The sequence below is a fragment of the Conexibacter arvalis genome, from assembly GCF_014199525.1.
Classification (GTDB): Bacteria; Actinomycetota; Thermoleophilia; order Solirubrobacterales; family Solirubrobacteraceae; genus Conexibacter; species Conexibacter arvalis.
The window spans coordinates 403,508-420,895 of record NZ_JACHNU010000004.1; the positions used below are offsets into that span (position 1 = coordinate 403,508).

Annotated in this window: 17 protein-coding genes; 3 read left to right on the forward strand and 14 right to left on the reverse strand. The window is 73.7% G+C overall.

The genetic code is table 11. The annotated features are described in order from the left end of the window. Positions 1-84 precede the first annotated feature (84 nt). A complete protein-coding gene (gene menH, locus BDZ31_RS16410) occupies positions 85-822 on the reverse strand; it encodes a 2-succinyl-6-hydroxy-2,4-cyclohexadiene-1-carboxylate synthase (protein ID WP_183343416.1) in 738 nt (245 codons plus the stop codon). A 34-nt stretch (positions 823-856) separates the two neighbouring features. Here menH and menD point away from each other — a divergent pair, with 34 nt between their 5' ends. Together menD and BDZ31_RS16420 are read left to right on the forward strand one after the other, a co-directional pair. Beyond that, positions 857-2,749 (forward strand): 2-succinyl-5-enolpyruvyl-6-hydroxy-3-cyclohexene-1-carboxylate synthase, encoded by a 1,893-nt coding sequence (gene menD / locus BDZ31_RS16415; RefSeq protein WP_183343417.1) that lies wholly within the window; start codon positions 857-859, stop codon positions 2,747-2,749. Between the two features lie 53 nt (positions 2,750-2,802). Further along, positions 2,803-3,099 (forward strand): hypothetical protein, encoded by a 297-nt coding sequence (locus BDZ31_RS16420; protein ID WP_183343418.1) that lies wholly within the window; start codon positions 2,803-2,805, stop codon positions 3,097-3,099. A 51-nt stretch (positions 3,100-3,150) separates the two neighbouring features. Here BDZ31_RS16420 and BDZ31_RS16425 read toward each other — a convergent pair whose 3' ends face one another. The 12 genes from BDZ31_RS16425 to BDZ31_RS16480 all read right to left on the reverse strand — a co-directional run bounded on the left by BDZ31_RS16425 (position 3,151) and on the right by BDZ31_RS16480 (position 15,688). Then, the gene (locus BDZ31_RS16425; protein ID WP_183343419.1) at positions 3,151-4,662 is read right to left on the reverse strand and encodes an isochorismate synthase; all 1,512 of its coding nucleotides are present in this window, start codon (positions 4,660-4,662) and stop codon (positions 3,151-3,153) included. Between the two features lie 21 nt (positions 4,663-4,683). Continuing rightward, positions 4,684-5,178 (reverse strand): acetolactate synthase small subunit, encoded by a 495-nt coding sequence (ilvN, locus tag BDZ31_RS16430; protein ID WP_183343468.1) that lies wholly within the window; start codon positions 5,176-5,178, stop codon positions 4,684-4,686. 72 nt (positions 5,179-5,250) lie between these two features. After that, positions 5,251-6,927, reverse strand: a complete 1,677-nt coding sequence (ilvB, locus tag BDZ31_RS16435; protein ID WP_183343420.1) for a biosynthetic-type acetolactate synthase large subunit — start codon at positions 6,925-6,927, stop codon at positions 5,251-5,253. 122 nt (positions 6,928-7,049) lie between these two features. Then, positions 7,050-7,352 (reverse strand): hypothetical protein, encoded by a 303-nt coding sequence (locus tag BDZ31_RS16440; RefSeq protein ID WP_183343421.1) that lies wholly within the window; start codon positions 7,350-7,352, stop codon positions 7,050-7,052. Positions 7,353-7,374: 22 nt separating this feature from the next. Next, positions 7,375-7,569, reverse strand: coding sequence for a hypothetical protein (locus BDZ31_RS16445; RefSeq protein WP_183343422.1), 195 nt, complete (start codon positions 7,567-7,569; stop codon positions 7,375-7,377). Positions 7,570-7,642: 73 nt separating this feature from the next. Beyond that, on the reverse strand, positions 7,643-9,070 hold the full coding sequence (gatB, locus tag BDZ31_RS16450; RefSeq protein WP_183343423.1) for an Asp-tRNA(Asn)/Glu-tRNA(Gln) amidotransferase subunit GatB: 1,428 nt from the start codon (positions 9,068-9,070) through the stop codon (positions 7,643-7,645). Then, positions 9,067-10,509, reverse strand: a complete 1,443-nt coding sequence (gene gatA, locus BDZ31_RS16455; protein ID WP_183343424.1) for an Asp-tRNA(Asn)/Glu-tRNA(Gln) amidotransferase subunit GatA — start codon at positions 10,507-10,509, stop codon at positions 9,067-9,069. Before gatA ends, gatB begins: the two co-directional genes overlap by 4 nt. After that, positions 10,509-10,796 carry an Asp-tRNA(Asn)/Glu-tRNA(Gln) amidotransferase subunit GatC gene (gene gatC, locus BDZ31_RS16460; RefSeq protein ID WP_183343425.1) on the reverse strand — a complete coding sequence of 96 codons (288 nt, stop codon included), beginning with the start codon at positions 10,794-10,796 and terminating at the stop codon, positions 10,509-10,511. The genes gatA and gatC overlap by 1 nt, the downstream gene beginning before the upstream one ends. Positions 10,797-10,860: 64 nt before the next feature. Beyond that, the gene (locus BDZ31_RS16465) at positions 10,861-11,340 is read right to left on the reverse strand and encodes a hypothetical protein (protein ID WP_183343426.1); all 480 of its coding nucleotides are present in this window, start codon (positions 11,338-11,340) and stop codon (positions 10,861-10,863) included. 11 nt (positions 11,341-11,351) lie between these two features. Then, on the reverse strand, positions 11,352-12,206 hold the full coding sequence (folD, locus tag BDZ31_RS16470; protein ID WP_183343427.1) for a bifunctional methylenetetrahydrofolate dehydrogenase/methenyltetrahydrofolate cyclohydrolase FolD: 855 nt from the start codon (positions 12,204-12,206) through the stop codon (positions 11,352-11,354). A 151-nt stretch (positions 12,207-12,357) separates the two neighbouring features. Further along, on the reverse strand, positions 12,358-14,643 hold the full coding sequence (locus BDZ31_RS16475; protein WP_183343428.1) for an ATP-dependent helicase: 2,286 nt from the start codon (positions 14,641-14,643) through the stop codon (positions 12,358-12,360). Between the two features lie 91 nt (positions 14,644-14,734). Further along, positions 14,735-15,688 (reverse strand): polysaccharide deacetylase family protein, encoded by a 954-nt coding sequence (locus BDZ31_RS16480; protein WP_183343429.1) that lies wholly within the window; start codon positions 15,686-15,688, stop codon positions 14,735-14,737. A gap of 76 nt (positions 15,689-15,764) precedes the next feature. Here BDZ31_RS16480 and BDZ31_RS16485 point away from each other — a divergent pair, with 76 nt between their 5' ends. Then, a complete protein-coding gene (locus BDZ31_RS16485; protein WP_183343430.1) occupies positions 15,765-16,523 on the forward strand; it encodes a polyprenol monophosphomannose synthase in 759 nt (252 codons plus the stop codon). Between the two features lie 69 nt (positions 16,524-16,592). Here the strand turns inward: BDZ31_RS16485 and epsC are convergent, their stop codons facing one another. Continuing rightward, positions 16,593-17,339 carry a serine O-acetyltransferase EpsC gene (gene epsC / locus BDZ31_RS16490; RefSeq protein WP_183343431.1) on the reverse strand — a complete coding sequence of 249 codons (747 nt, stop codon included), beginning with the start codon at positions 17,337-17,339 and terminating at the stop codon, positions 16,593-16,595. Between the last annotated feature and the right edge of the window lie 49 nt (positions 17,340-17,388).

Here is a 17,388-nt window from a genome sequence, read left to right on the forward strand (position 1 = left end):
GGGCTCTGCGGAAGGCGGGGCGCACGGCAGGCCGGGCGGGCGCACGGCGGGCGGCGCACGGCGGGCGGCGCGCGGGGGCACCGCTCAGAGCAGCGCCGCGACCGCCTCGGGGCGCTCGAGCTGGACCGCGTGGCCGGCGCCGGGGACGACGTGGACGGTCACGTCCGGGATATCGACGGCCATCCGTTCTGCGATCGCGCGGAACTTCGCGTCGCGCTCGCCGACGATCAGCGCGACCGGAACCGTCAGCTCGCCGAGCCGCTCCCACAGCGGCTCCATCGCGCCGGTCCCGACGCCGCGCAGCGACGCCGCGAGGCCGGCCGGGCTGGCGCGCAGCCGCTCGGCGTGGGCTCGCGCCGCGACCGCGGGCGGCTGGTCGGCGAACAGCGGCTGCGCCGCCCAGCGGCGCGCGAACGCCTCGATCCCGTCGCGCTCAAGCTCCTGCGCGAGCGCCTCGTCGGCGACCCGCCGCGCCGCGCGCTCGCCGTCGCCGGCGATGCCGGGGCTGGCGCCGATCAGGACGAGCCGCTCGATCCGCGCCTGCGCCGCGCCGCCGTCGCGCAGCGCGAGGTCGAGCGCGATCCGGCCGCCCATCGAATAGCCGGCGAGCGTGAACCGCTCGGCCCGCTCGGCGCTCGCCAGTCCGAGCACGTCGGCGCCGATCGTCCCGAAGGTGACGGGCCGCAGCGCCGCCGCGGCGCCGTGGCCGCGGAGGTCCGGCGCCAGGGCGCGATAGCGTTCGCCCAGCGCCGCGACCGTCTCCGCCCAGCTGCGCCCGCTCTGCGTGAAGCCGTGCAGCAGGACGATCGTCGGGGGCGCCATCCCGGTACTGAATACAGGAAGCCCCCGCCCCACGATGACTGCCACCGACACCTACCTCCTGCTGCGCGCCTTCTGCGACGAGCTCGCCCGCTGCGGCATGACCGACGCGTGCACCTCCCCCGGCTCCCGCTCGACGCCGCTGGTGCTGTCGCTGGCGCGCGAGCCGGGGCTGCGCTCCTGGTCGCACGTCGACGAGCGGGTCGCGGGCTTCTTCGCGCTCGGGCTCGCGAAGCGGACCGGCCGGGCGGTCGCGGTCGCCGTCACCTCCGGCACCGCGGCGGCCGAGCTGGCGCCGGCGGTGATCGAGGCGGCCGAGGCGCGCCTGCCGCTGATCGTGCTGACCGCCGACCGCCCGCCGGAGCTGCGCGACGTCGGCGCCGGCCAGACGATCGACCAGCTGAAGCTGTACGGCGGCGCGGCGAAGCGGTTCGTCGAGGTTGGCGTCGTCGGCGAGGCGACGCCGGAGCGGCTGCGCTGGATCCGCACGCTCGCCTGCCGCGCCGTCTGGACGGCGCAGGAGGGCCGAGCCGGCGTCGTCCACCTCAACTTCCCGCTGCGCGAGCCGCTCGTGCTTGACGGCCCGATGCCGCCCGACCCGCTGCCGGGCCGGCCGGACGGGCGGCCGTGGGTCGCGCGGACGGCGTGGGAGCCGGAGCCGGATGCGGCGAGCGCGCCAGGCACGACGCGCGACGGCGGCGGCACGGTCGGCGGAGGCGTCGCGGCCGCCGGGCGCATCGCGGCTGGCGGCCGCGGCGATGCCGGCGGGCGCGGCAATGCCGGCGGACGCGGCGCGGCGGCCGGACGCGGGCTCGCGGCGGCCACGGCGAGCGGGGACGTCTGGGCGACGGGCCGCGCGGTCGTCATCGCCGGGCGGGTCGAGCGGGGGCGCGCGCTCGGCGCCCGCATCGCCGCCTTCGCTCGCGACACCGGCAGCGTCCTGCTCGCGGACCCGCTCTCCGGCGCCCGCCGCGGCCCGGCGGCGATCGCCCGCTACGACGCGCTGCTGCGCGACCCCGGCTTCCTCGCGGGTCCGGCGGCGCGGCCCGACGTCGTGCTGCGGATCGGCGACGTGCCGACCTCCAAGCCGCTGCGCGCGTGGCTGGCGGGCCTCGACCCCGCGGTCCCGCAGATCGCGCTCGACCCGGAGCGGACGTGGCACGATCCCGACGCCGTCGTCGGCGAGCGGGTCGAGCTGCCGCTGGAGGAGGCGCTCTCACGGCTGGAGGCGAGCCGCGGCGCCGGCGACCCCGCATGGCCGGCCGCATGGCGCGACGCCGACGCCGCCACGGCCCGCGCGATCGCCGCGACGATCGGCACGGGCGACGACGAGCCGCTGAACGAGCCGCGGATCGCCGCCGAGGTCGCCGCCGCGCTGCCCGCCGACGCGGCGCTGCTCGTCGCCGCCTCGATGCCGATCCGCGACGTCGAGACGTTCGCGGCGGCCCGCGACGACGGCCCGCTCGTGCTCGCCAACCGCGGCGCGAACGGGATCGACGGCACGGTCGCGACCGCGCTCGGCCTCGCCGCTGCCGAGAGGGGCCCGACCGCGCTGCTGGTCGGCGACGTGACGCTCGCCTACGACCTCTCGGCGCTGCTGTCGGCGATGCGGCTCGGCCTCGACCTCGCGATCGTGCTGGTCGACAACGGCGGCGGCGGGATCTTCGACTTCCTCCCCGTCGCCACCCAGACCGACCACTTCGAGCAGCACGTCGCGACGCCGCACGGGCTCGACTTCGCCCTCGCCGCGCGGCTCTACGGCGCCCGCCACGTCCCGGTCGCGACCGCCGCCGAGCTGCGCGCCGCGCTCGCGGAGGCGACCCGGCCGGGCGCCGGCGTGACGATCGTCGCCGCCGCGACCGACCGCGCCGAAAACGTCGCCCTCCACCGCCGCGTGTGGGCGGCGGTCGCGGCCGAGCTGGCGCGGTAGCGCGCGGGCGGGCGGCCCGCGCGCCGCCGCGGCGCGGGCTACCGTTCACGGCGATGTCCGACGCGCCCGCCCAGATCAGCCTGCTCGGTCTCGACGAGCCGCCGGCCGCGCCGCCCGAGCCGGCGCGTCCGCAGCGGCTCAGCTCGAAGGGGATCGCGCCCGGCGACCTCGTCGAGGTCGACAAGAAGGGCCGCCGCTTCCACGCGCTCGTCGTCTCGCTCGAGCAGCGCGACAGCGGCCGCTTCGAGCTGTCGCTGCGGCCGCTCGACAACCGCATCTCCTACCGCTCCGCGACCGTCCGCGAGGTCGTGGGCCTGTGGCGCAGAGCGGTGCTGCCGCAGCGCGACTGACCGCCGCCCCGCTGCGGGCGGGCCGTCCGGCGACCCGCTGCGCGCAGCAGCTCAGCCGGCCAGCACCGGCAGCAGCGCCTGCAGCTTGACCTCGGTCTCGGCCAGCTCGGCGGCCGGGTCGGAGTCGCGCACGACGCCGACGCCCGCGTAGCAGTGCGCGACGGGGCCGTTCAGCAGCGCGCAGCGGAGCGCCACGCACAGCTCGCCGTCACCGCTGGTGTCGGTCCAGCCGACCGGTCCCGCGTACCAGCCGCGGTCGAAGCCCTCCAGCTGCGGGATCAGCCGCTCGGCCGTCTCGAACGGCTCGCCGCCGACCGCCGGCGTCGGGTGCAGCACGTCGGCGAGCTGCATCGCGCCGAGCGGACGCGACAGCTGCGCGCGGATCGGCGTCGCGAGGTGCTGGATGTTCGCGACGCGGACGACGACCGGCTCGGGCGCCGCGGTCACCCACAGGCTGTGCGGGTGGAGCGCCCGCGCGATCCGGCGCGTGACGATCGCCTGCTCCTCGCGGTTCTTGTTGCTGCGCAGCAGCGCCTCGCCAAGGTGGTCGTCGACGGCCGGGTCGGCGCTGCGGCGGGTCGAGCCGGCGAGCGCGACGGTCGAGGCCCGCTCGCCGTCGCGGCGCACCAGCAGCTCCGGCGTCGCGCCGACGAAGGTCCGCTCGCCCCGTCCGACGGCGTAGACGAAGCAGCCGGGGAAGGCGCTGCGCAGCGCGCCGAAGACGGCGCCCGGGTCGTGATCGACCGGCGCGTGCACCTGCACCTCGCGCGCGAGCACGACCTTCTGCACCTCCCCCGCTCTGATCCGCTCGACGGCGCGCGTGACGGCGCTTTCGTAGTGCTCGGGCGGCATCGCGCTGACGACGCGGTAGCGGCCGGCCGGGGCCGGGTCGAGCAGCGGCAGCTCGCGCGCCGGCCGCAGCTCCTCCAGCCGCGCCTCGATCCGCGCCAGCAGCTGCGCCGGGTCGTCGTCGGGGGTGGCGAGCGCGGCGACCGTCAGCCGCACGTCGTCGCCGCGACGGGCGAGCGCGACCTCCGGGACCTGTAGCGACGCCGGCGCGAAGCCGGTCCACGTCGGCGACTCGCCGCCGCGCGGCGCGAAGGCGAAGCCGCCGACGGCGACGAGGCCGCTGCCGGCGGGGCCGTCGGGCGGGTCGGCGACCGCCTCGCGCGCGAGCGTCTGCCACGCCTGCGAGACGGCGGCGAAGCGCTCGGCGCCGGTCGCCTCGACCGCCCGCACGCAGCCGAGCGCGGCGAGCGCGGTGCCGTCACGGTCGGGCTGCTCCAGCGCGAACCACGGCTCGCCGGGCCGGCGCGAGGCGACGACGACGGCGGTCGGGTCGGGCGCCGGGGCGGCCAGCCTGACGGTGACCGCCGCGAGCGCCTCGCCGGTCCGCTCGCGCGGCTCGGCCGGGCGGCCGGGCACGCGCAGCCCGCGCGCGCCGGCGCCGGCGCCGGCCCGCGCGCGGCGGACCGCCTCGGCGAGGCGGTCGCGCAGCAGCTCGCGCGTGCGGTCGTCGAGCCAGCCGGGGCTCGACGGGCGCGCGCGGATGCCGGTGCTCATGGGTGCGGCTCTACCCGCCGCTCAGGTCTCGTTGCGCCCGCGCGAGATCGCGATCTCGCCGGTGCGGGCCATCTCGATCAGGCCGAACGGGCGGACGAGGCGCTCGAACGCCTCGATCTTGTCGGTCGTGCCGGTGATCTCGACGACGACCGAGCGCTTCGCCACGTCGACGATCTTCGCGCGGAAGATCTCGCAGATCTGCATCACTTCGGCGCGCGCGGCGCCGTCGGCCGAGAGCTTGAAGAGCGCCAGCTCGCGCGCGAGCGTCTCCTCCGGCTCCAGGTCGCGGATCTTCAGCACGTTGACGAGCTTGTGCAGCTGCTTGGTGACCTGGTCGATCGGGTGGACCGCGCCGTCGAGCGTCAGCGTGATGCGCGAGACGGTCGGGTCGTCGGTCGGGCCGACGGCGAGCGTGTCGATGTTGAACGCGCGCCGCGCGAACAGGCCGGCGACGCGCGTCAGCACGCCCGGCTTGTTCTCGACGAGGATCGAGAGGATGTGCTTGCGGCCGGTCATCAGGCCGCCGGCCGCCTCGAGCTCGTCGAGGCTGATCATGTCCTTCGTTCCGGGCTCTCCCATGACAGTCACCTAGCCGACCATGTCGCGCGCGGCCTGCCCGGGCGCGATCATCGGGTACACGTTCGCCTCTCTCGTCACGCGGACGTCGACCACGACCGGGCCGTCGGTCGCGATCGCCGCTCTCAGGTCCTCGACGAGCGTCGTCTTGTCGGTGAGGCGGACGCCGGTGCAGCCGTACGCCTCGGCGAGCTTGACGAAGTCGGGGTACTGGCCGAGGTCGACCTGCGAGTAGCGGTTGTCCCAGAACAGCTCCTGCCACTGGCGGACCATGCCGAGGAAGCCGTTGTTGAGGATGATCACCTTGATCGGGATTCTGTTCTGGGCGCAGGTCGCCAGCTCCTGGGCGTTCATCTGCACCGAGCCGTCGCCGGCGACGCAGACGACCGTCCGGTCCGGGACGCCGATCGCGGCGCCCATCGCCGCCGGGACGCCGAAGCCCATCGTCCCGAGGCCGCCGGAGTTGATCCAGCGGCGCGGCTCCGGGAAGTCGTAGTACTGCGCCGTCCACATCTGGTGCTGGCCGACGTCGGAGGTGACGATCGCCTCGCCGCCCGTCGCCTGGTGGATCGCCTGGATCGCGAACTGCGGCGTCACCTCGGTGTCGGCCGAGTCCTCATACCGGAGCGGGTGCTGGCGCTGCCAGCCGTGGATCCGCGCCCACCACTCCTCCAGCCGCCCTCTGTCGGCCGACAGCGCCCTGTACTCGCTCGTCAGCCGCGGGAGGATGTTCTTCGCGTCGCCGACGATCGGGATGTGGGCCGGGACGTTCTTGGAGATCTCGGCCGGGTCGATGTCGATGTGGATGAACTTCGCGCGCGGCGCGAACTCCGACAGCTTGCCGGTGATGCGGTCGTCGAAGCGGGCGCCGATCGCGACGATCAGGTCGGCCTCGTCCATCGCGTAGTTGGCGGCGCGCGTGCCGTGCATCCCGAGCATGCCGAGCCACTGGTCGTGCGGCGCCGGGAAGGCGCCGAGCGCCATCAGCGTGCAGGTGACCGGGAAGCGGTCGCTCATCGCGAGGTCGCGCAGCTCCTGGGCGGCGTTGCCGTTGACGACGCCGCCGCCAGCGTAGAGGACCGGGCGGCGGGCGTTCGCGAGCGCCTTCGCCGCGAGGCGGATCTGCTTCTGGTTGCCCTCGGTCGTCGGCTGGTAGCCGGGCAGGCGCACGTCGGTGACCGGCTCGTACGGGATCTCGGCGCGCGAGAGGTCCTGCGGGATGTCGACCAGCACCGGGCCCGGGCGGCCGGTGCGGGCGATGTGGAAGGCCTCGTGGATCGCGCGCGGGATCTCCAGCGGGTGCTGGATCATGAACGAGTGCTTCACGATCGGGAGCGTCATGCCGAGCATGTCCGCCTCCTGGAAGCCGTCGGTCCCGATCAGCTCGGTCCGCACCTGGCCGGTGATGAAGACGACCGGGACCGAGTCCATCATCGCGTCGGCGATCGGCGTGATCAGGTTGGTCGCGCCGGGGCCGCTGGTGCCGAAGGCGACGCCGACCTTGCCGGTCGCCTTCGCGTAGCCCTCGGCGGCGTGGCCGCCGCCGGCCTCGTGGCGCACGAGGATGTGGCGTATCCCCGCGTCGTAGAAGGCGTCGTAGGTCGGGAGGTTCGCGCCGCCGGGCAGCCCGAATACGACCTCGACACCCTCCGCCTTCAGGCATTCCATCAGGGCGTCGACTGCACGCATCAGCGCTCGCCTCCTTTCGCAAGGCTCGGAAACTCAGAAGCGCGCGCCGACCGGCGGCGCGCGCAGGATCTGCCCGAGTCTACCAGCGGCCGTGCGCGGAACCGCTGCGGCGAAGCGGCCGCTCAGCGGGGGATTTCGCGGCGCCCCCGCGCCATCTGCACCTCGGAGGCGATCGCCGTCTCGGGGAAGTCGAGCTCGGTCCCGCAGCGGGTGCAGAGGGCGTCGTGGATCTTCACGACCTTGCCGCAGCCGGGGCATTGGCGCCGCAGCTCGGCGTTGTCCCAGCGGTAGAGCAGCGCGCAGGCCAGCCCTATGAACGGGACGCAGAAGGAGACGAGGAACCAGATGAAGAACGAGCTGCCCTTCAGCCGTCCGACGATCCCTCCGGCGATCCCGAAGCAGAGGAGGATGACGAGGAAGGCCATCGCCGCTCCCGGTCGAGCCGCGTCAGAGCAACGTGTTGAGCGCCCACAGGAGCGCGATCAGCACGGCGACGCCGACGATGATCCAGAAGATCCCCATCACGAAGCCGATCACGACCTTGAGCGCGAACGCGAGCACGACGATCAGGATCAGCGCCGCGACGCCCTTCTTCAGCAGCGACGGTCCTGCGGGCTTGTCTTCATAGCCTTGCGTGGACATGCGCTAAGCGTACTCCCTCCGGCGGTGGGGCTACCTGGCGTATCCACGCCAGGTGCCCGCTTCGCCGTCGCGGCTACAGCCCGAGCTGCTCGCGCACGAGGCGGTTGACCTCGCCGCCGTCGGCGCGGCCCTTCGTCTCGCGCATCACGAAGCCGACGATCGGGCCGATCGCCTTCATGTTGCCGCCCTTCAGCTTCTCGACCGCGGAGGGGTCGGACTCGAGCGCCCGCTTGACGATCTCCGCCAGCTCGTCGCCGCCGCCGATCGCGCCGAGGCCCTCGGCCTCGACGATCGCCTCCGGGTCGCCGCCGTCGGCGACCAGCCTGTCGAGCACCTGCTTGGCGGCGCCCTGCGTCACCTGCTTGCCGCGCACGAGGCCGACCAGCTTCGCGATCGCCGCGGGCGAGACCTTCGTCCGCGCCGGGTCCTCGTCGCCGATCCGCGCGACCAGCTCGCCGGAGATCCAGTTGGCGAGCGCCTGCGGCGAGTCGCCGTCGGCCTTCAGCGCCGCCTCGAAGTAGGCGCCCAGCTCCGAGCGGAAGGCGAGCAGTCTCGCGCTGTCGGCGCTCAGGCCCAGCTCCGACTCGTAGCGCTCGGCGCGCTGCGCCGGCAGCTCGGGCAGCTCGGCCTTCGCCGCCGCGATCATCTCGTCGGTCAGGACGACCGGGACGAGGTCGGGCTCGGGGAAGTAGCGGTAGTCGTGCGCCTCCTCCTTGGAGCGCAGCGACGAGATCGAGCCCGACACCGGGTCGTAGTGGAGCGTCTCCTGCACGACCTCCCCGCCGCCCTCGACGATCGCGATCTGGCGCGCGATCTCGGCCTCGACGCCGCGCTCGAGGAAGCGGAAGGAGTTCATGTTCTTCAGCTCGGTCTTCGTGCCGAGCACGTCGCTGCCGACCGGGCGGATCGAGACGTTGGCGTCGCAGCGCAGCGACCCCTCCTCCATGTTCACGTCCGAGACGCCGAGCTGGCGCAGCGTCGTGCGCAGCAGCGTCAGCCACTCGCGCGCCTGGGCGGCCGAGCGGACGTCGGGCTCGGTCACGATCTCGACCAGCGGGGTGCCGCCGCGGTTGTAGTCGACGACCGAGGCGTCGGCGCCGTGGATGCGGCCCGAGGCGCCGACGTGGACGAGCTTCGCCGCGTCCTCCTCCAGGTGCGCGCGGTGGATCCGCACGTCGCCCAGCCGGCCGCCCGAGCAGATCGGGATGTCGTACTGGGAGATCTGGTAGCCCTTCGGCAGGTCGGGATAGAAGTAGTTCTTGCGGTGGAAGATCGAACGCGGCGCCAGCTCGCAGCCGAGCGCCATGCCGACCATCACCGCGTAGTGGATCGCTCTCGCGTTGACGACCGGGAGCGCGCCCGGCAGGCCGAGGCAGACCGGGCAGGTGTGGACGTTGGGCGGGTCGCCGAACGACAGCTCGCAGCCGCAGAACATCTTCGTGCGGGTGCTCAGCTGGACGTGGATCTCCAGCCCGATCACGGGCTCGTAGGCGGCGCTCATCGACGCACCTCCGTTCCGTCGAAGCCCAACGCCTGCTCCAGCACGTAGGCGGCGTCGAGCAGGCGGTTCTCGCTGAAGGCCGGGCCGGCGATCTGGAAGCCGACCGGGAGGCCGTCGGAGAGGCCGTTGGGGATCGAGATCGCCGGGATGCCGGCGAGCGACATCGGGACCGTGCAGAAGTCCTGCAGGTACATCTCCAGCGGGTCGGCGGTCTTCTCGCCGAGGCGGAAGGCGACCGTCGGCGCCGTCGGGGTGACGATGAAGTCGAACCGCTCGAACGCCTGCTGGAAGTCCTCGGCGATCTTCGTGCGGACCTTCTGCGCGCGCCCGTAGTAGGCGTCGTAGTAGCCGCTGGAGAGCGCGTAGGTGCCGAGCATGATGCGGCGCTTGACCTCCGGGCCGAAGCCCTCCGCGCGCGTCTTGACGTACATCTCCAGCAGGTCGTCGGCCTCGGCGCGCAAGCCGTAGCGGACGCCGTCGAAGCGGGCGAGGTTCGAGGAGGCCTCGGCCGGCGCGATCAGGTAGTAGGCGCTGAGCGCGTGCGGCGCGTGCGGCAGGTGGGTCGTCTCGACCGTCGCGCCGAGCTGCTCGGCGAGCGCGAGCGTCGCGTTGAACGCCTCGCGCACGCCCGACTCGACGCCCTCGCCGGTCAGCTCCTTGGGCACGCCGAGGCGGACGCCCTTCAGGTCGACGCCGCTGGGCAGCTCGATCTCCTGCGGATGCTGGAGCGAGGTCGAGTCGCGGCGGTCGCGGCCGACCATGTGCTTGTAGAGCAGCGCGGCGTCGGAGACGTCGCGCGCGAACGGGCCGGCCTGGTCGAGCGAGGAGGCGAAGGCGATCATCCCGAAGCGGGAGACCGAGCCGTAGGTCGGCTTCAGGCCGACGATCCCGCACAGCGCCGCCGGCTGGCGGATCGAGCCGCCGGTGTCGGTGCCGAGCGCCCACGGCGCCAGCCCGGCCGCGACCGCCGCGGCGCTGCCGCCGGAGGAGCCGCCCGGCACGCGCGTGCGGTCCCACGGGTTGCGCGCGGCGCCGAAGGCCGAGTTCTCGTTGGAGGAGCCCATCGCGAACTCGTCCTGGTTGGTCTTGCCGAGGATCGTCGAGCCGGCCGCCTCGAGCTGCTCGACGACGTGCGCCGTGTACGGCGGGCGGTAGCCGGCGAGGATCTTCGAGCCCGACTGGCTCGGGATCCCGGCGGTGCAGAAGAGGTCCTTGACGGCGAGCGGGACGCCGCCGAGCGGGGCCTCCTTCGACGGCGCGTCGGCGGGCGCCTGCTCGGCGACCCACGTGTAGGCGTTGAGGCCCTCCTCGCCGGCGGCCGCGTCGGCGGCGGCGCGCTCGCGGTATGCCTCGAACAGCTCCTGCGCGGAGAGGTGGCCGTGGCGGATCTGCTCGGCCGCGTCGCGGGCGGAGAGCGCGATCAGGTCGGTGGCGGCCATCACGACGCTCCCGGGCTGGGGACGCCGAAGCCGTCGTCGACGACCTCGGGGGCGTTCGCGAGCGCCTGCTCGCGCGGCAGCGACGGAAGCGGCTCGTCGGGCCGCAGGGCGTTGACGACGTCGACGACGTGCGACGTGGCGGGCACGTCGTCGAGGTCGAGCTCGCCGATCTTCTCGATGTGGTCGAGGACGGCCGACAGCTCGCGGGACATCGTCCCGACCTCCTCGTCGGTGAGGTCGAGACGCGCGAGCCGGGCGACGTGGAGTACCTGAGCGCGGTCGATCATTCGGCGCCGGAGTCTAGATGGTCGGACCGGCCGCGCGCGGGGCCGGAGCGGCGCGGCGCGCGCCTCAGGCGAGCGGACGGACGGGGACGTCGGGCAGCGGCCCGCGTCTGTCCTCGTCGCGCATCGACAGCCAGGCGCCGACGACCACCAGCGCCGCGGCGACGAGGCCGATCCAGGCGCCGGCCTTGACCTCGATCAGCGCGTTGGGCCCCGGCTCGTTCACGAGCACCCGCCAGGCGAGGCAGAGCGTCGTGATCCCGGCGACGACGACGGTGACGACGGCCGCCGAGAGCGGGATCGCATCGGTCGGCTGGGTCGCGGTCAGCAGCCACAGCGCGACGCCGGCGACGATCGTCAGCAGCATCAGCCAGCGCAGGATCGAATGGGTCTCCCAGCCGTTGGCGCCGACCGAGAACGAGAAGCCGTTGCCGAGATCGGCGCTCGCGCCGTACCAGTCGAACAGGAACAGCGAGACGAGCAGCAGCACGCCGCCGGCGCCGGCGATCCACTCGCCGCGCCGCAGCCGGGTCGGGTCGAAGCTCATGGGCCGCGAGGCTACAGGCCGCGCTGGAGGCGCGCGGCGGTCAGCGTGTTGCGCAGCAGCAGCGCGATCGTCATCGGGCCGACGCCGCCCGGGACCGGGGTGATCAGCCCGGCGACCTCGCGCACGGCGTCGAAGTCGACGTCGCCGACCAGCCCCTCCTCGAGGCGGTTGATGCCGACGTCGATCACGGTCGCGCCCGGCTTGACGGCGTCGGCGCCGATCAGGCGCGGCACGCCGACGGCGGCGACGAGCACGTCGGCGCGCCTGGCGACCGCCGGCAGGTCGCGCGTGCGCGAGTGGCAGACGGTGACGGTCGCGTTGCGCTGCAGCAGCAGGTGGATCAGCGGCTTGCCGACGAGGTCGGAGCGGCCGACGATCACCGCCTCGGCGCCCTGCAGCTCGACGTCATGGTGGTCGAGCAGCTCGATCACGCCCGACGGGGTGCACGGCCGCAGCCCCGGCACGCCCTGCGCCAGCCGTCCGGCGCTGACGGCGGTGAGGCCGTCGACATCCTTGTCGGGTGAGATCAGCTCGACGAGCAGGTTGGCGTCGAGGTGGGCCGGCACCGGCAGCTGGAGCAGGATCCCGCTGACCTGCGGGTCGGCGTTCAGCTTCTGGATGTGGGCGACGAGCTCGTCCTGGCTGACGTCCGCGGGCAGGTGCGCGTGGAGGTCGGCGATGCCGGCCGCGACGCACGCTCTGCGCTTGTTGGCGACGTAGACCGCCGAGGCCGGGTCGTCGCCGACGAGGACGGTGGCGAGGCCGGGCTGGTCGCCGGTCTCCGCGGTGAAGACGGCGACGTCGGCCGCGACCTGCTCGCGCACGCGCTGGGCGACTGCTCTGCCGTCGATGAGGGTGGCTGCCATGGCGGCGGCGGATGCTACCTGGCGCGCATGTCGGCCTGCGGCTCGGCTCCGGCGCAGCGATCGTCGTGCCTGGCAAGGACGCAGTGAGCGCGGTGTGCGTCCGGCACATGAGCGAGCGACGACGCGGCCAGGCGCGGCGAGCGCAAGCCGGTCAGCGCTTCTCGATCGGGGCGAGGTCTGCGACCAGCTTGCGCTCCGAGCCGTCTCTGCTGAAGCGGATCACGACGATGCCGCCGGCCTCGACGCCGGTCACGACGCCGTCGCCGAAGGCCGCGTGGAAGACGTCGTCGCCGAGGCGCAGCTCCGTGCCGCCGCCGGCAGAGCCGCCGCTCGCGTCCCAGCCGCCGCCGGGGATCGGCCCCGAGCCGAGCGGCGACAGGTTCGGCGACGGCGAGCCCCACGTCGTCGCGCGAGCGCGCACCGAGCCGACGCCGTGGGCCGGCTGCTCGCTGCGGTCGGTCAGCCCCATCGGCACCTCGTCGACGAAGCGGCTGCGGGCGGCGTAGGAGCGGGCGCCGAAGACCGCGCGGGCGCGCGCGTAGGTGAGGTAGAGGTCGCGCTGGGCGCGGGTGATGCCGACGTAGGCGAGCCGCCGCTCCTCCTCCAGGCCGCCCTCCTCGATCGCGCGCTGATGCGGGAAGACGCCCTCCTCCAGGCCGATCATGAAGACGATCGGGTACTCGAGGCCCTTCGCGTTGTGGAGCGTCATCAGCGTGACGAGGCCCTCGTCGTCCCTGCGGCCGTCGGCGTCGGCGACCAGCGCGATCTGCTGCAGGAAGCCGGCGAGCGACGGGCCCTCGTCGCTGTTCTCGGCGGACAGGTCGTACTCGGCGGCGACGTTGACGAGCTCCTCGAGGTTCTCGATCCGGCCCTGCGCCTCGATCGTCCGCTCGGCCTCGAGCGCCTCGAGGTAGCCGGACTCGGCCAGCACCTCTCTCAGCAGCTCGCCGACCGGCGGGTTCGCCGCCGCCCGCTCGCCAAGGATCCTCATCGCGCCCATGAAGCGGTGGAAGGCCTTTCTGGCGGCGGTGCCGAGGCCCGGGACCGAGTCGGGGTCGAGCGCCGCGTCCCAGATCGTGATGCCGGCGGTGTTCGCCCACGATATGACCCGCGACAGCGAGGTCTGGCCGATCCCGCGCCGCGGCGAGTTGGCGATCCGCGTGAAGGAGACGACGTCCTGCGGGTTGACGAGCATCGTCAGGTAGGCGATCGCGTCCTTGATCTCGGCCCGCTCGTAGAACTTCGTGCCGCCGATCACCTGGTAGCCGATCTGCGCCCGCACGAGCGTGTCCTCCAGCACGCGCGACTGCGCGTTGGTGCGGTAGAAGACCGCGATCTCGCTGCGCGAGACGCCCTCGTCGACGAGCCGCTCGATCTCGCCCGCGACGTAGCGCGCCTCGGCGTGCTCGTCGTCGAGCTCGCGGACCTTGATCGGGTCGCCGACCCCCAGGTCGGTCCACAGCTCCTTCTCGCGCTGCCCGCGGTTGTTGCGGATCACGGCGTTGGCCGCGTCGAGCACCGTCTGCGTCGAGCGGTAGTTCTGCTCCAGCTTCACGACCGTCGCGTCGGGATAGCTGTCCTCGAAGTCGAGGATGTTGCGGATGTCGGCGCCGCGGAAGCCGTAGATCGACTGGCTGTCGTCGCCGACGACGACGAGGTTGCGGTGGCCGTAGTCGGCGAGCCTGCCGTCGGCGCCGCCGCCGGTCAGCAGCTGCAGCAGGCGGTACTGGACGTGGTTGGTGTCCTGGTACTCGTCGACGAGCACGTGGCGGAACGCCTCGGCGTAGCGGCGTCTGACCTCCGGGAACAGCTCGAGCACGTTGACGGTGCGGACGAGCAGGTCGTCGAAGTCCATCGCGTTCATGCGGTGGAGCTCGGCCTCGTAGAGCTTGTAGACGTCGGCGACGGTCTGCTCGAAGAACGAGCCGACCATCTGCGCGTAGGCCTCCGCGTCGCGCAGCTTGTTCTTCGCGTCGGAGATCTCGTGGTGGATCGCGCCGGGCGTGAAGCGCTTGGGGTCGACGTCGAGCTCGTCGATCGCGCGCTTGACGAGGCGGCGGGCGTCGGCCTGGTCGTAGATCGTGAACTGGCGCGTGTAGCCGAGCCGGTGGGCGTCGGCGCGCAGGATCCGCGCGCAGGCGGCGTGGAAGGTCATCACCCACATCGCGCGCGTGCGGCGGCCGACGAGCAGCTCGACGCGCTCGCGCATCTCCTGCGCCGCCTTGTTGGTGAAGGTGATCGCGAGGATCTCGTCCGGCCGCGCCTGCCCGGTGCCGACGAGGTAGGCGATCCGGTGGGTCAGCACGCGCGTCTTGCCCGAGCCGGCGCCAGCGAGGATCAGCAGCGGCCCGTCGCCGTGGACGACCGCCTCCCGCTGGGGCTCGTTGAGGCCGGCGAGGAGGGCGTCGAGATCGGCGGCGTGGGCGTTGGCGGACATCTCTTCGAGGATAGAGCGCGACCTCGACGGCGAGCCGCCCGGCCCGGCTCGCGCGGAGCGGCCCGCGCGGCTCCGTCGACCGCGGGTCGGGTCAGCCTGCGCCGCTGCTGTTGAAGCCCTCCGGCAGCCCCTGCTCGGAGGCCTCCGGCGGGTTGTCGAGCAGCAGCCGCGGGACGGTCACGAATCTGTAGCCCTGTCTGCGCAGCAGCGGCACGATCCGCTCGACCGCGGCTATCGTCTGCGTGCGATCGCCGCCGCCGTCGTGCATCAGCACGATCGCGCCCGGATGTATCCCGGAGACGACCTTGTCGACGATCGCGTCGACGCCCGGCTTCGTGTAGTCCTCGCTGTCGACCGACCACAGCACCGACAGCATTCTCAGCCTCCCCAGCACCTCGTGGGTCGTCTGGTCGTAGGCGCCGTACGGCGGGCGGAAGAGGCGCGGATAGGCGGCGCCCGAGTCCTCGATCGTCTGCGCCGCGCCGGCGATCTGGGCGCGCTGGTCGACGGCCGACAGCTGCGTCAGGTTGGGATGGTCGACCGTGTGGTTGTCGATCGGCACGCCCGCGTCGATCAGCCGCTGGACCGTCTGCGGGAACTGCGCCACGTTCTTGCCGAGCATGAAGAAGGTCGCCGGGACCCTCATCCGCTCGAGCAGGTCGAGCAGCGCGTCGGTGTCCGCGCCCGGCCCGTCGTCGAAGGTCAGCGCGACCTCCCTCGTCTGTCTGCCGCCCATCCGCACGAGCGGCATCTTCGCCAGCGTGTCGTCGATCGCGGCGTTCTCCCGCGACCGCTGCTCGAGCGAGAAGGAGCCCCTGCCGGCGCCGGCGAGCATGCCGAGGTGGCCGAACCAGCCGACCTCCGTCTGCTCGGCCTGCGCCTGCGAGCCGCCGCCGCGGCTGCCGGCCCCGACGATCACGCCGACCAGCAGCGCGCAGAGCGCGACGGCGGCGAGCAGGGACGCGCGGCGGCGCCGGTAGCGCAGCTCCCTCTGCGTCGGGCGCGCCGGCCCGCGAATCACCCTCAACAGCTCGTCGACGTTCATCCCGCACCGAGAGGATGGCGAATCGGACGGACGCGCGCCGTCCCGCTCATCCCCGTCCACTACTGTTCGGCGCCGCATGGAACCAGTCGTCTGGGTGATCGTGCCGACCTACAACGAGGCCGGCCCCATCGAGCGCACGCTGCGCGAGGCGGCGCAGGCGCTGTCGCTGGCGGCGCCCGGCCGCCACCGGATCCTGGTCGTCGACGACAACTCCCCCGACGGCACGGCGGCGATCGCCGAGCGGGTCGGCGCCGAGCTCGGCGGCGTCGTCGAGGTGCTGCGGCGACCCGGCAAGGGCGGCCTCGGCCAGGCGTACCTGGCCGGCTTCGCGCACGCGCTGGCGGGCGGCGCCGACCTGGTCTGCGAGATGGACGCCGACCTCTCGCACGACCCGCTCCACCTGCCCGATCTGCTGGCGGCGGCCGCCGAGGCCGACGTCGTGCTCGGCTCGCGCTACGTGCGCGGCGGCGGCGTCACCGACTGGGGGCCGCTGCGGCGGCTGGTCAGCCGCGGCGGCTGCGTCTACGCGCGGCTCGTGCTCGGCCTCCCGCAGCGCGACCTGACCGGCGGCTACAAGGTGATCCGCCGCGAGGTGCTCGAGGCGATCGAGCTGGAGAGCGTCCGCTCGCAGGGCTACGTCTTCCAGATCGAGATCACCTACCGCGCCGTGCTCGCCGGCTTCCGCGTGACCGAGGTCCCGATCGTCTTCAGAGACCGCACGATCGGCACGAGCAAGATGTCGGCGCGGATCGCGGTCGAGGCGGCGTGGCGCGTCCCGCAGCTGCGCCGCAGCGCACCGGCCGCGCTCGCGCGCGTCGCGGCGGCCCGTCGCTAGGCAGCGCCGGAAGAACGAGCCCGGGCGAATTCTTCCGGACGAAACCAAGGCCGCAGGCCGCCGGTTTCGTCAGCCGCCGGCGGGGTTCGGGCCGCGCGCCGGGCGGACCTGCGGCAGCTCCGGCTCGGGGCCGACCTCCGACGGGTCGCCGCCGCGCTCGGCGAGCGCCCGCTCGAGCGCGCCGATGCGGCTGGCGAGCCCCTTTATCGCGTCGGCGACCGGGTCGGGCAGGTGGACCCAGTCGGCGTCGGGACCCTCGGGGCGGCGGCCGTCGATCCGCACCGGGTGGCCGGGGTTGCCGACGACGGTCGAGTTCGGCGGCACGTCGTGGATGACGACGGTGTTGGCGCCGATCTTCGAGCCGTGGCCGATCGTGATCGGCCCGAGCAGCTTCGCGCCGGAGCCGATCGTGACGTTGTCCTCGACGGTCGGATGGCGCTTGCCGGTCGCGAAGCCGGTGCCGCCGAGCGTGACGCCCTGGTAGAGCGTGACGTCGTCGCCGATCTTCGCCGTCTCGCCGATCACGACCCCCATCCCGTGGTCGATGAAGAAGCCCGAGCCGATGCACGCCGCCGGGTGGATCTCGATCCCCGTCAGCGCGCGCGAGAAGCCGGCGATCACGCGCGGCACGACCGGCACCCGCGCCTCGTAGAGCGCGTGCGCGACGCGGTGGGCGAGGATCGCGTGGACGCCGGGCCAGATCGCGAACACCTCGGCGGGGCCGACGCCGCGCGCGGCCGGATCGCGCTCCTGCGCGGCGCGCACGTCGCGCCGGATCTCACCGGCGACCCGCTTCAGCGTGCGGAAACCGACCATGCCCAAAGCGTAGAGGAGGCCATGCCGGCCGGATGGTGGCTGTCGCCGC